Origin of the sequence: Pseudomonas asplenii (assembly GCF_900105475.1) — a bacterium.
GTDB classification, from domain to species: Bacteria; Pseudomonadota; Gammaproteobacteria; order Pseudomonadales; family Pseudomonadaceae; genus Aquipseudomonas; species Aquipseudomonas asplenii.
This window is the reverse complement of record NZ_LT629777.1, coordinates 1670210-1682638: the sequence shown is the minus strand read 5'-3', so window position 1 is coordinate 1682638 and position 12429 is coordinate 1670210. Positions and strand designations below refer to the sequence as shown.

Genomic DNA, 12429 nt, shown 5'->3' with positions numbered 1-12429 from the left:
TTACAGTGGGAAATTTCGAATAAATTGCCATAGAAAATACATTAGACTTATGGCATCCACAAAATAGTATAAAATAGATCGTTACGAAATTTTGCCTAACGCGTAACGCTCTAATAGGTTTAGGGGCTGATTATGGTAAAAAAAGAGTTAGGCTCAATATTTGAAGCCATGTATCATGGAAAACATAACTTTCAAGATTTTTTGACTGGAAATATAGAGCCTCACTATAAAATCACCACCCTAAAGGGCATGAAAATATATAGGCCGGATGAAAAACTGAAGGCTTACCATAAGTTTTTGAATCTATTTGTTTTTGACTTTCTAAAAATAAATAAAGACGTTGTTTACTCCTATAGAAAAGGCGTAAACGTCGTAAGCGCAGTAAAAAAACATGCCAATAATAAGCATTTCTTTCAAACCGATCTAAAAAATTTCTTCAACAGCATCGATAAAGAACTAGTCCGCAACACTATACATAGCAACTTAGAACATATACCAATTTCCAATTTAGATAAACACCTAGACAGAATCTTAGAACTATCTACGGTGGAAGATAAATTACCTATTGGTTTTTCAACATCACCTATAATCAGTAACGCTTGCCTTCAAAAATTTGATAGCGTACTAGAAGACTACTGCGCTTCAGAAGACCTAATCTACACTAGGTACTCAGATGACATAATTCTATCTAGCGGTGGTAACACTAGGCTTTATGGAATTGAAGCGAAAGTTTCGGAAATACTGAGAGAATGCTTTGGCGGAAAACTCAATCTAAACCCCAGCAAAACAAAATTCTCGTCCGTCGGCAATAAAATAAAAATCTTAGGAATGGTTATTTTACCTAATGGCACGGTAACTATCGACTCCAAACTAAAAAACACAATTGAAGTTTTACTTCATTTCTACGCCAGTGATAAAGAAAAGTTTAAAGATCGACTCGCCTCAGAAAGCTCAAAATTAAAAGGCGAAAACAGTATCGGTCTACTACAAATATCCGGATATCTAAATTATGTAAATACAACCGACCCTAATTATTTAAATAAACTCAGAAAAAAATATGGCTCCGTAGTCGTTGATGCATTCATTCGCGGCACGGTGAAATAGCCATGAAATTAACTATACAAATTTCGAACATCCAACATGTGCGAAGTATGGTTGTAGATTTTGATCTCAGTTTGTGTAAGCTAACCTGTGTGGTAGGAAGGAACGGTGTAGGTAAAACTACATTAGTTAAGGCGATGCAAAATTTGCGATTTGCAGACACTTTTGCGCAAACCTCACCCACTAGTATTTTCGGTGAAAATAGCAAGCTAACTTATATCACAGATGAGAATAAATACAGCTTCCATTATGACCCTGACCTTAGGACGCTTAATTCTAAGGATATAATCCCAGAAAAAATAAAAACTAGCGTTGACGCTGAGCTGCCAATGCCTTACGGGCAAAGATTTAACTTTTTCCAAAGCATCGTTTCCGCCGATTTAGAAATTCGACGTTCAATTGTTCTAGAAATTTATGAGCACCCTGAAGAGCTCATAAATATGCTAAACGGCATATACTCAACATCAAGATTCGATAAATTAGTTGAAATAAAAATAAAGAAAACCTATTACTACTGCGTTTTACTTGAGGATAGCAAATATATCCGAGAAGACCATCTAAGCTCAGGTGAATTTTTCCTAATTAGCTTATATCGAAAAATCAAAGGCGGATCCAAGTTAATAATTATTGACGAAATAGATATATCTCTGGATGCCGCCGCCCAAACAAAGCTAGCCGAAAAATTAAGAGTATTTTGCCAAAAATATAGTGTTAACATATTTTTCACTACCCACTCTCTTCCGCTTATGAAAACCTTAGAATACGGAGAGCTGTTTCACTTAGAAGAAACAGATGGTATTCTGAGCCCGGCCACTGTTTCCTATAACTTCATAAAAAGCTTGCTGTTTGGGTTTGAAGGGTGGGACAAGTACATCCTGACTGAGGATGAAGTACTACAACGTTTTCTAGAGTTTATTATCAACAAATTTTGCTCAAAAATTTTCTATCGCTTCAAAATAATTTACATAGGTGGCGCACACAACGTTGTAAATCTAATGAAGCGGAACGCTGCCGAACGATTCCTAACAACCGAAGACAACGTAATATCTATATTGGATGGAGATCAGGCTGACCAAAAACATGTCATCAACTACAAAAACGTCCACTGCATTCCCTTTAATAGCGTGGAAAAGAAAATTTATGAGGATTACCTGGCAGGCTCGGAAGATTTGGTAAAAATTTCAAATGGAATAAAGTTTCGAGATAACAAAGATATGTTTAGTAAGTTAACTGGCAAAAAACTCATGTCAGAAAGTCAAATATTTGAGTATCTATGTAACGCTTACGTTAATGAAATAACCGAATTCTCTGAAAAACTTAAATCTTTTTTATACGACCCTATAGACTCGGAAATCCAGTTTCGCATCAAATAAAAACCTCAAAAAACTGGGTTCCCGCGCTATCGTTACATCCCTCGCAAGATATTAAAGGCCGAGCGCCGATTCTTGAAGCTCCCTATCGTACACCTGCCCTCACACGCAGTGAAACTATAGAAACAAGCCTCCCTGTAAACGATAACGCGGTCAGATTATTGAATCGTAAGCGCTCCATAAACCCCACATTCAAAGCACTAAGCTAACGCGGGATGCTGGGCTCCCGATACTCTCAGGAGCCCGTGCGCCATGATGCGACCCGACGCCAAAGTCGAAAAAGTGTACCTCTACCCCAAACCTGTAGACTTTCGAAAATCCATCGACGGACTGGCTGCGCTGGTCGAACTGGATATCAAGGTTGCCGTGTTCGACCCGGTACTTTTCGTTTTCCTCAACAAGCCGCGCAACCGAGTGAAAATCTTGTACTGGGAGCGCAACGGCTTCTGCCTTTGGCTCAAACGCCTGGAATCAGAGCGATTCAAAACATCGCCCGATGCCACCGACGAGGCGATTGTCCTCACCGTCCAGGAACTGAACTGGCTGCTCGACGGTTTTGACCTCTGGCGTAACCGTCCCCATCAGGTTTTGACGCCGCGATTCGTGGCCTGATTCGGTATAATCCAGGGCATGAAATCCATGCCCGACAACCTTCCCGACGATCTCCAACTGCTCAAGCAAATGCTTGCGAAGATGCAGTCGCGGGTCGGTTTTCTAGAAGAAGAGAACGCATTGCTGCGCCAGCGCTTGTTCGGACGCAAGTCCGAGCAAACAGCCGATCCGGCCACACCGCAGTTGGCGCTCTTCAACGAAGCCGAAAGCGTCGTCGAAGCTATCGACGAAAACGCTGAAGAAGAGGTTGTCGCCCCCGCCAAGCGCCGTGGCAAGCGCAAGCCGCTGCCTGCCGATCTGCCGCGCATCGAAGTCATCCACGAACTGCCCGAGCACGAACTGACCTGCGCCTGCGGTTGCCGTAAACACAGCATTGGTGAGGAAATCAGCGAGCAGCTTGAGATCGTGCCAATGCAGATCCGCGTGATCAAGCATGTGCGCAAGATCTACGGTTGCCGTGAATGCGAAGCCGCCCCAGTCACTGCGGACAAGCCTGCTCAACTGATTGAAAAAAGCATGGCCAGCCCCAGCGTTTTGGCGATGTTGCTGACTACCAAATACGTTGACGGTTTACCGCTTCATCGATTTGAAAAAGTGTTGGGTCGCTACGGTATTGATATCCCGCGCCAGACTTTGGCTCGCTGGGTGATCCAGTGCGGCGAACACTTTCAGCCGCTGCTGAATTTGATGCGCGACCGGCTACTGGAAAGCCGCGTCATCCACTGCGACGAAACGCGCGTGCAAGTGCTGAAAGAACCAGATCGAGAACCGAGCAGCCAATCCTGGATGTGGGTGCAAACCGGCGGCCCACCGGATAGGCCGGTCATCCTTTTTGACTACTCCACCAGCCGTGCGCAGGAGGTGCCAACGCGCCTGCTCGAAGGTTATCGCGGTTACGTGATGACCGATGACTACGCCGGTTACAATGCCTTGGGCGCGCAGGACGGAGTTGAGCGTCTAGGCTGCTGGGCGCATGCGCGACGCAAGTTTGTTGAAGCACAGAAAGTGCAGCCCAAAGGTAAAACGGGACGTGCGGATATCGCGCTGAATCTGATCAACAAGCTGTATGGGATCGAACGCGACTTGAAGGCCAGTAGCGACGCTGATCGTAAAATCGGCCGTCACGAACATAGCCTGCCGATACTGGCTCAGTTGAAAAGCTGGATCGAAAAGACGCAGCCCCAGGTCACCGCTCAGAATGCCTTGGGCAAAGCCATCAGTTACCTCGCAAGTAACTGGAGCAAGCTGGAGCGATACGTCGAGGAAGGGTATTTGCCGATGGACAACAACGCGGCAGAACGCGCGATCCGCCCCTTCGTGATCGGAAGAAAGAACTGGCTGTTTAGCGACACGCCCAAGGGCGCGACGGCCAGTGCTCAACTTTACAGCTTGGTCGAGACTGCCAAAGCCAACGGCCAAGAGCCTTATGCGTGGCTGCGCCACGCACTGGAACGCCTGCCAACGGCGACTTCGGTTGAGGATTACGAAGCCTTGCTGCCGTGGAACTGCGAACCTCGACTTCACAGCTAAGCGCTTTACCTATCTTTAGCCAAGTGGGGTTTATGGAGCGCTTACATTGAATCTGCCCCACCTCTCTCATCACACGTTGCTCGACAACACTCAATACATCGCAACCATCATCGAGCAACGCGTAGATCACCTCCAGCACATGCCGGAAGTCCTGTTCATCCAGATTGTTGATCGTGGCACAGGTCAGGGTTTGCGAAAGATCGCGGGCGCCGCGCAGCCGGCGGCTAGCGAATGCACACAAGTCCTGCAAAGCGGCATCGGGATTGAAGAACAGGACCGGGGTTTCGGTGGTGTTAGACTGAAATGCAATGAAGTTCGTCATGAATAGCTCCGTTTCATAAGGAACTACCACCGTCAGCCGCGATGCTGGTGGGGTGGCAGCTGTGCAAGGGTTCGCGGACCGGAAACGGAACAACCGGCACACCCGAGGGTGTCCCTCACACAGCCGCCATAACGCAGGTGCTAGGCAGCAAATCACCATCAATACGATGGCGATTGTGAGGTTCCGTAAATGGACCGCGACGTCCAGTCATTGAATTGGCAATGACAGGATGGACTATAGAGACGTTACACAACCCTGCGCAAGCCAGTGCGCGGTCGGGATGTTTGAGCAAATACGTCAACCCTACATCAGTGCCCCGCCGAGTCCTTGTTGTTTTCCAGCGTCTCCAGCAAGGCCACCTGCATCCGCGTATGCACCCGGATGAACCAGCGCCAGAGCAGCGCCGCTACCGCCGCCGCGACCACCGCGATCAGCACCAGCAACTCGTTGGTAGGCAGAATGCTCGCCGACAGCGCCGACAGCAGCAGGAAGATCACCAGCAGCGACAGGATCGGAATGACCTCGGCGATCACCCGCCGCACGCGCTGGGTATGCCGCCCGGCCATATCCGCCTTCACCCCCATCTCCGCCAGCAGCATCGACAGCGCCTTGAGCTTGCGATAAGCGGCAATCAGGAAAGGCAGCGACAGCAGCAGCGCACCACCCCAGATCAACGCCTTGTGCCAACTCGGCTCGCTGACCCAGCCTTCCAGGTAGGCGGCGATCGGCAGGGCAAAAAAGCCGCCGGCAAAGAAGATCGCCACCACCAGCGCCAGGTTCACCCCGACCTGCAGCAGAATCTTGCGGATCAGCGAGGCCAGCAAGGCACCCTCACCTTGCGGCTGGATACTGCGCAGCCATTCGCCATACAGACCGAGCACCCGCCCGATGCGCCGTGGCACCACAGCGGCGAGCTTCAGCGACAGCGGGTCGGCCGCGCGGATCAGGTACGGCGTGAGCAAGGTGGTGATCACCGACACCGCCACGGCGACCGGATAGAGGAAGTGGCTGGTGACCTGCAGGGTCATACCCAGCGCGGCGATAATGAAGGAAAACTCGCCAATCTGTGACAGCCCCATCCCAACACGCAGTGAGGTCCGTCCATCGTTACCGGCGATAAACGCGCCCAGGCCGCAGGACAGCATCTTGCCCAGCACCACCGCGACGGTGATCACGGCGATGGGCCAGGCATAGTCCAACAGCACCGCCGGATCGAGCATCAGCCCGATCGCCACGAAGAAAATCGCACTGAACAGGTCACGAACCGGCTCGATCAGCCGCTCGATCTTCAGCAACTGCCGCGACTCGGCCATGATCGCGCCAATCAGGAACGCGCCCAGCACCATGCTGTATTCGAGTTTCACCACCAGCAGGCAGAAACCGAAGCACAGCCCCAGCACGGTGATCAGCAGCATCTCGTTGCTTTCGAAGCGCGCGACATAGGCCAGCAGGCGCGGCACCAGCAAGATGCCGATGACCAGAGCGACGATCATGAACAGCGACAGCTTGCCGACGGTGGAGAACACTTCGCCGGAGCTCACCGTGCCGCTGACGGCGATACTCGACAGCAAGGCGATGATGCCGATGCCGAGGATGTCCTCGACGATCAGCACGCCGAAAATCAGCTGCGCGAAGCGCTGGTTCTTCATCTTCAGGTCATTGAGCGCCTTGACGATGATGGTGGTCGAGGAAATCGCCAGGATCGCGCCGAGGAACAGCGAGTCCATGGTGTTCCAGTCAAACCAGCGGCCGATCTCGTAGCCGATCCAGATCATCAGCACGATTTCCAGGAACGCGGCGATGAACGCCGTCGCCCCGACCTTGAACAACTTGCCCAGGCTGAACTCCAACCCAAGGCAGAACATCAGGAAGATCACCCCGAGTTCGGCCAGGGTCTTGATGGTGCCTTCGTCGTGGATCAGGCCGAACGGCGGGGTGTGCGGGCCAATGATGAACCCGGCAATGATGTAGCCGAGGACCACCGGCTGCTTGAAGCGGTGGAACAGGATGGTGACTACGCCCGCCACCAGCATGATCACGGCCAGGTCCTGAATAAAACTGATGGCATGCATGGCGGGACGCTCCTTGTGTCGTGCGGACGCGCCCACGACTCCAATGAGCCGTCAGCGATCACCGCTCCAGATGTAAGAATTTTCTATGGCATGGTTTTTTGCAGATTAACACCGGGACTTCCGACAAAAAGCCGATGCAATATGTAGAAACAGATCGCTGGTTGCGTGACGATGCATCCGTCCCTGGCGTCCCGTTATCGCGTGTTTGAGAAAATACGCAAAGCGCCCGCAGAGGTGCGTGAACCTGTCCCTGCCTACCCTACCGTGAGCGTGCTATGGAACCCGGAAATGCCCAGCTGTCGATGACCGTTTTGATGACCCCGGATATGGCCAACTTTTCTGGCAATGTCCACGGCGGCACCCTGCTCAAGTACCTCGATGAAGTGGCCTATGCCTGCGCCGCCCGTTATGCCGGGCGCTACGTGGTGACCCTGTCGGTGGACCAGGTGATTTTTCGCGAACCGGTGCATGTCGGCGAGTTGGTGACCTTTCTCGCTTCGGTCAACTACACCGGCAATACTTCGATGGAAGTCGGTATCAAGGTGGTGACGGAGAACATCCGCGAGCGCTCGGTGCGCCACACCAACAGCTGCTTCTTCACCATGGTCGCGATCGACGACCAGCGCAAGCCGGCGTCGGTACCGCCACTGCAGCCGGAAACCAGCGAGGGCAAGCGCCGCTACGCCCAGGCGCAGCAGCGCCGGCAGCTCCGTCAGGAGCTGGAAAAACGCTATCAGGACATCAAGGCCGACGCGCCGTAAGCCTACAGCGTGATCGGCAACGCCTCGAAGCGTACCCGCGGATGGGCGATGCGATCCTGGGCCCGCACCAGTTCCAACTCGTAGCTGGCGCAGGCCTGGGTTTCCAGCAGCACTTCATGCACCGCCGCCGCCGTGAACTCGAATGCCGCCACCAGGCTGTCGCCCAGCAGCATGCGGGCCAGGAACAACCCGGAAGTCAGATCGCCCACCCCGACCGGCTGACGCGGAAACGCCAGCAACGGGCGGCGCAGGTGCCAACTGCCGTCGGCAGTCACCAGGAGCATTTCGAAACTGTCAGCGGCCTTGCCCGGGTAGGACAGGTGCTTGACCAGCACCACCTTCGGTCCACGCGTCAGCAGGCTGCGGGCCATCGCCAGGCAATCGAACAGCGATTGCGGCGAACGGCCACAGAAACTGTCCAGTTCCAACTGGTTGGGACAGAGAATATCGGCCTGTGCCACGGCCTCCTGCAGCAGGAAATCGCTGACCTCCACCGGCACGCTGCAGCCCTTCTCCGGATGCCCCATCACCGGGTCGCACAGGTACAGGGCCTTGGGATTGGCCGCCTTGATCCGCGCCACGCCACTGAGGATCGCCCGGCCCTGGGCCGCGCTGCCCAGATAGCCGGACAGCACCGCGTCACAGTTGCCCAGTTCGCCGATGGCGGCAATGCCTTCCACCAGTTCCGGGATCCGATGAGGGGACAGCACTTCTCCCGCCCACTGGCCATATTGGGTGTGGTTGGAGAACTGAACGGTGTTCAACGGCCAGACATTCACCCCGACCCGTTGCATGGGAAAAACCGCCGCGCCGTTGCCGGCATGGCCAAAAACCACATGGGATTGGATGGCAAGCAGATGGGGAGTACGTTTCATTCCGAATTCCAGCAAGGCAGAAAGATTCAAGCCACGCAGTATGCGACTAAACGGAGCCTGTACGACAGACCGGCGAGACAGTTAAGCTGCTCTCAACTTGTTGGAGTGGCGCTCATGCTGACCCTGGGAAATATGTTCGTGCTGATGTTGCTGGCAACCGGCGCTGCCTGGCTCTGGCACAACCATGGCCTGCGCGAACGGGCCCTGGAGCGGGTCAAGCAGCATTGCGCCAGGCTCGACCTGGAGTTGCTCGATGGCGCCGTGGCCCTCAAGCGCATCGGTTTCGTGCGCGATGCCAACGGCCGGCGGCGCCTGGCGCGGATCTACCACTTCGAATTCACCGTCACCGGCGAGCAGCGGCACGTCGGCACCATCACCCAGTTCGGCGCCCACAGCGCACAGATCGAACTGCCGCCCTATCCGTTCGAAGCCAAGGCCGAGCTGCCGAGTGCCGAGGTCATCGAACTGAGCCGGTGGCGCCAGGATCACCCCAAGGACCACAGCCAGTCGCGTCACTAGCCCAACCGGCAGGCCTGCATGCCGGCCTGTAGTCGCTCGGCATTGCCGGGCTGGCTGAAGATCAGTTCCAGCCGCGAATCCCGTCGCCATGCGCTGGGCTGCCAGTCCAGCGGCGAGTTATCCACAGCGTTGCTCGAAAGCCAGCCCCCTGGGCTGCGGATAACCAGCTTGGCCCGCAGCCAGTCCAGGCTGGACAGCCATTGAGCGATGCGTTGCGGGTCCAGTTGCTGACTCGGATGCCAGCGCCAGCCGATGCTCCAGTTGCCGTCCTCGGCGTGTGTCTGACAGATCGGCTGGGTCGGATCGGTCCAGATCGCCGGCAGCACCGCTGGCGCCGAAGCCGCAGGCAGTACGCCCGGCGTGGCAGGCTCAACCGGCGCAGGCACGGCCAGCGCCAGCAATTGCTCCAGGGCCAACCCACCCTGTTCGGTCCAGCGCAACGGGCAAGCCGGCATCCGCGCCAGCACCTGCGTGCGCTCGGCCTCGCTCAGCCCCTGCGACTTGTTCAACAACAGCAGCCCGGCTTGCGCCAATGCTTCCTGCTGCGACGCCGGCAGCGGTTTGCCGGCGGCCAGCGCCGCAGCATCGAGCACCACGACGCAGGGCTGCAACGCCAACACACCGAGCCAGGGCGCCGCGCCCAGTTGTCGGAGAATCTGCACCGGATGCCCAAGACCGGAAGGCTCGATGAACAGCCGATCGGGCCGGGCCTTGCGCAGCAGCCGAGCCAATCCGATCTGGAACGGCGCGCCGTTGACGCAACAGACACAGCCGCCAGCCACCTCGCCCAGTGCGATACCATCCTCCGCTTGGGTCAGCAGCGCGGCATCCAGGCCGATCTGGCCGAACTCGTTGATCAACACGGCCCAGCGCTCGCCTGACGGTTTTTGCGCCAGCAGGTGACGGATCAGGCTGGTCTTGCCGGCGCCAAGGGGACCGGCGATGACATGCGTGGGAATGTTCTGCAACATAAGCGGGCCGATAGGTCTGAAGAGGTGGGTGAATGATGCGGTCGATTGGCCTGGCGCTGCTGACGGCGCTGGGTTCGAACCAGGTCCTGGCGCAAGCCTGTGTGGTCCACAGCCATGGCGAGCGGCTCGACGTGAAGGTTTGCCAGGAGAACGTCAATATCCCGGACAAGCTGTTCAACGACGGTTTCTGCCAACCGAGCCTGGCGGGCCAGAAGGTCGAGGTCGAATACGTCGAACAGTGCCCGGGCGGTTCGTTCGGGGTCTGCCGGAACGCCCAGGTTGCCAATATGCCCTACCGGCAGAATATTCACTATTACGGCGTGGCGACGGATGCGGCGTATCTCAAGCCGTTTTGCGAGGGCCAGAGTGCCGGCCAGTGGCAGACACCTTGAGCAGGTCTGCCTCTCAACTCAAGCCAACCAGTCCAATGTCAGGATCAACCGCCGTTCGCCCGCTGCCACCTGCGGCGAACGATGCACCAGGCCAGCCCCTTCATTACCATGCCAGCGCTCGCCCTTGAGCAGGGCCACCGCGCCACTGTCGATCTGCCGGATTGCTTGCGCATCCATCGGCTCCGCTGTTGGGCTGCCCAGTTGTCGCCGATCCATCGCGCCTTCCGCCAACCACTCGCTGCCTACACCGGCATAGGTGGTGATCAGCCTGACCGGCACATGGTCGACGTGAAATCTGGGGCACATCGCCTTGTCCAGCACCCGCAGGCGCAAGCCGACCCGGCGCGCGCCCAGCAGGCAAGTGTAGGCGCTGACCAGCCAGGACACGTCGCTGATAAAACCCTCGTAACCTTCCAGGTCACTGAACCCTGAAGCCAACCCCTGCAGGTTCGGGATGGCCTCATCGTCGGCCATCTCCAGGCTCAGCGATTCCGCCAGCGGCTCGCCCAGCGACAGCAGCAAGTGGGCAAAGTCGGCGATATGGCTGGGCAACCGGCGTTGCCAGACCGCCAGGTTCACCCCGTCCTCGAGAATCTCCCCGAGCACGGTCGGCATCTCGCCCTGAACCTGACGAATCGGTGGTCGCATCTGCAAACGTGGCGCCAGCATCAGGCGGCCGCCTCTTCGTCGTGCCACACGCCGAACGGATCGTGCAGCAATTGCCAGCCTTCGACCCCCAGCGCCATCTCGTCATCCGTCAGCAGGCATTCGTCCAGACCGGCCGTCAGTTGCGCGAAGTCGATACCCTGGCCGATGAACACCAGTTCCTGGCGGCAATCGCCCGTGGCCGCCGTCCAGTTCTGCATGATCGCCGCGATGCTTTCCTCATCCTGCGGCCAGTGCTGTTTCGGCACGAAGCGCCACCAGCGCCCGGCGAAACCATGGCGCATCAGGCCACCGGCCTGGGACCAGCTGCCGGCCTCCTGATACTTGCTCGCCAGCCAGAAGAAGCCCTTGGAGCGCAGCAGCTTGCCGTTCACCCACGGCCGGTCGATGAAGTTGAAAAACCGCTCGGGGTGGAACGGCCGCCGCGCCCGGTAGGCGGTCGAAGCAATGCCATATTCCTCGGTTTCCGGCACATGCTCGCCCCGCAATTCCTGCAGCCAGCCCGGGGCCTGGGCTGCGCGCTCGAAGTCGAAGCGGCCGGTATTGAGGATCTTCGCCAGGGGCACTTCACCCATCACCATCGGGATGATCTCGGCCTGGGAATTGAGGCGCGCGAGGATCGCCATCAGCTCTTCGCGCTCCTGGCTGGAGATCAGGTCGATCTTGCTGATCAGGATCACGTCGGCGAACTCGACCTGTTCGATCAGCAGATCGGTGATCGAGCGCTCGTCTTCCTCGCCGAGGGTTTCGCCGCGGGAAGCCAGGCTTTCCGCCGCCTGGTAATCGAGCAGGAAGTTCATGCCATCGACCACCGTGACCATGGTGTCGAGGCGGGCGACATCGGCCAGGCTCTGATCGGTCTCGTCGCGAAAGGTGAACGTCTCGGCCACCGGCAGCGGCTCGGAGATGCCGGTGGATTCGATCAGCAGGTAATCGAAGCGACCGTCGCGGGCCAGCCGGCCGACTTCCTCCAGCAGGTCCTCGCGCAAGGTGCAGCAGATGCAGCCGTTGCTCATCTCGACCAGTTTTTCCTCGGCGCGATTGAGGCTGACGTCACGCTGGACCTCGCTGCCGTCGATGTTGATTTCGCTCATGTCGTTGACGATCACTGCCACCCGCAGATTTTCGCGGTTGCGCAGGACATGGTTGAGCAAGGTGCTCTTGCCGGCGCCGAGAAAGCCCGACAGCACGGTTACGGGAAGACGTTGGGTCATGATGGGTTCCTCATCAGGTCGGCC

Annotated in this window: 13 protein-coding genes; 8 read left to right on the top strand and 5 right to left on the bottom strand. The window is 56.1% G+C overall.

Annotated features, from left to right (window positions below):
* Nucleotides 1-132 precede the first annotated feature (132 nt).
* The 5 genes from BLU37_RS07615 (at nucleotide 133) to BLU37_RS07595 (ending at nucleotide 4941) form a co-directional block, all read left to right on the top strand.
* A complete protein-coding gene (locus tag BLU37_RS07615) occupies nucleotides 133-1104 on the top strand; it encodes a reverse transcriptase domain-containing protein (RefSeq protein WP_090203690.1) in 972 nt (323 codons plus the stop codon).
* Nucleotides 1105-1106: 2 nt separating this feature from the next.
* Nucleotides 1107-2474 carry an AAA family ATPase gene (locus BLU37_RS07610; RefSeq protein WP_157696368.1) on the top strand — a complete coding sequence of 456 codons (1368 nt, stop codon included), beginning with the start codon at nucleotides 1107-1109 and terminating at the stop codon, nucleotides 2472-2474.
* Between the two features lie 249 nt (nucleotides 2475-2723).
* Nucleotides 2724-3083, top strand: coding sequence for an IS66 family insertion sequence element accessory protein TnpB (gene tnpB / locus BLU37_RS07605; RefSeq protein WP_004883347.1), 360 nt, complete (start codon nucleotides 2724-2726; stop codon nucleotides 3081-3083).
* An 18-nt stretch (nucleotides 3084-3101) separates the two neighbouring features.
* Entirely contained in the window at nucleotides 3102-4613 is a 1512-nt protein-coding gene (gene tnpC, locus BLU37_RS07600; RefSeq protein ID WP_090202057.1) for an IS66 family transposase, read from the top strand.
* A 46-nt stretch (nucleotides 4614-4659) separates the two neighbouring features.
* Nucleotides 4660-4941 (top strand): hypothetical protein, encoded by a 282-nt coding sequence (locus tag BLU37_RS07595; protein ID WP_090203685.1) that lies wholly within the window; start codon nucleotides 4660-4662, stop codon nucleotides 4939-4941.
* 302 nt (nucleotides 4942-5243) lie between these two features.
* Here BLU37_RS07595 and BLU37_RS07590 read toward each other — a convergent pair whose 3' ends face one another.
* Nucleotides 5244-7007: a cation:proton antiporter gene (locus tag BLU37_RS07590; protein ID WP_010447678.1), complete on the bottom strand. Its 1764-nt coding sequence runs from the start codon at nucleotides 7005-7007 to the stop codon at nucleotides 5244-5246.
* 275 nt (nucleotides 7008-7282) lie between these two features.
* Between BLU37_RS07590 and BLU37_RS07585 the strand changes: the two genes are divergently transcribed.
* Nucleotides 7283-7768 (top strand): acyl-CoA thioesterase, encoded by a 486-nt coding sequence (locus BLU37_RS07585; protein WP_010447676.1) that lies wholly within the window; start codon nucleotides 7283-7285, stop codon nucleotides 7766-7768.
* Between the two features lie 2 nt (nucleotides 7769-7770).
* Here BLU37_RS07585 and pdxY read toward each other — a convergent pair whose 3' ends face one another.
* Nucleotides 7771-8643, bottom strand: a complete 873-nt coding sequence (gene pdxY / locus BLU37_RS07580; protein ID WP_010447674.1) for a pyridoxal kinase PdxY — start codon at nucleotides 8641-8643, stop codon at nucleotides 7771-7773.
* Nucleotides 8644-8757: 114 nt separating this feature from the next.
* Here pdxY and BLU37_RS07575 point away from each other — a divergent pair, with 114 nt between their 5' ends.
* Nucleotides 8758-9162, top strand: a complete 405-nt coding sequence (locus tag BLU37_RS07575; protein WP_010447672.1) for a DUF3301 domain-containing protein — start codon at nucleotides 8758-8760, stop codon at nucleotides 9160-9162.
* On the opposite strand, the gene BLU37_RS07570 is transcribed toward BLU37_RS07575, so the two are convergent.
* Entirely contained in the window at nucleotides 9159-10133 is a 975-nt protein-coding gene (locus BLU37_RS07570; protein ID WP_090203682.1) for a CobW family GTP-binding protein, read from the bottom strand. The genes BLU37_RS07575 and BLU37_RS07570 overlap by 4 nt on opposite strands.
* 35 nt (nucleotides 10134-10168) lie before the next feature.
* On the opposite strand from BLU37_RS07570, the gene BLU37_RS07565 reads away from it, so the two are divergent.
* Nucleotides 10169-10525, top strand: coding sequence for a hypothetical protein (locus BLU37_RS07565; protein WP_026007669.1), 357 nt, complete (start codon nucleotides 10169-10171; stop codon nucleotides 10523-10525).
* An 18-nt stretch (nucleotides 10526-10543) separates the two neighbouring features.
* Here BLU37_RS07565 and BLU37_RS07560 read toward each other — a convergent pair whose 3' ends face one another.
* Both BLU37_RS07560 and zigA read right to left on the bottom strand, forming a co-directional pair.
* Entirely contained in the window at nucleotides 10544-11194 is a 651-nt protein-coding gene (locus BLU37_RS07560) for a DUF1826 domain-containing protein (protein WP_090203680.1), read from the bottom strand.
* A complete protein-coding gene (gene zigA, locus BLU37_RS07555; RefSeq protein ID WP_090203677.1) occupies nucleotides 11194-12405 on the bottom strand; it encodes a zinc metallochaperone GTPase ZigA in 1212 nt (403 codons plus the stop codon). The genes BLU37_RS07560 and zigA overlap by 1 nt, the downstream gene beginning before the upstream one ends.
* Nucleotides 12406-12429 lie beyond the last annotated feature (24 nt).

Coding starts and splice junctions, on each gene's coding strand:
- BLU37_RS07615 (WP_090203690.1), top strand. CDS start 133: ATGGTAAAAAAAGAGTTAGGCTCAATATTTGAAGCCATGTATCATGGA.
- BLU37_RS07610 (WP_157696368.1), top strand. CDS start 1,107: ATGAAATTAACTATACAAATTTCGAACATCCAACATGTGCGAAGTATG.
- tnpB (WP_004883347.1), top strand. CDS start 2,724: ATGATGCGACCCGACGCCAAAGTCGAAAAAGTGTACCTCTACCCCAAA.
- tnpC (WP_090202057.1), top strand. CDS start 3,102: ATGAAATCCATGCCCGACAACCTTCCCGACGATCTCCAACTGCTCAAG.
- BLU37_RS07590 (WP_010447678.1), bottom strand. CDS start 7,007: ATGCATGCCATCAGTTTTATTCAGGACCTGGCCGTGATCATGCTGGTG.
- BLU37_RS07585 (WP_010447676.1), top strand. CDS start 7,283: ATGGAACCCGGAAATGCCCAGCTGTCGATGACCGTTTTGATGACCCCG.
- pdxY (WP_010447674.1), bottom strand. CDS start 8,643: ATGAAACGTACTCCCCATCTGCTTGCCATCCAATCCCATGTGGTTTTT.
- BLU37_RS07575 (WP_010447672.1), top strand. CDS start 8,758: ATGCTGACCCTGGGAAATATGTTCGTGCTGATGTTGCTGGCAACCGGC.
- BLU37_RS07570 (WP_090203682.1), bottom strand. CDS start 10,133: ATGTTGCAGAACATTCCCACGCATGTCATCGCCGGTCCCCTTGGCGCC.
- BLU37_RS07565 (WP_026007669.1), top strand. CDS start 10,169: ATGCGGTCGATTGGCCTGGCGCTGCTGACGGCGCTGGGTTCGAACCAG.
- BLU37_RS07560 (WP_090203680.1), bottom strand. CDS start 11,194: ATGCTGGCGCCACGTTTGCAGATGCGACCACCGATTCGTCAGGTTCAG.
- zigA (WP_090203677.1), bottom strand. CDS start 12,405: ATGACCCAACGTCTTCCCGTAACCGTGCTGTCGGGCTTTCTCGGCGCC.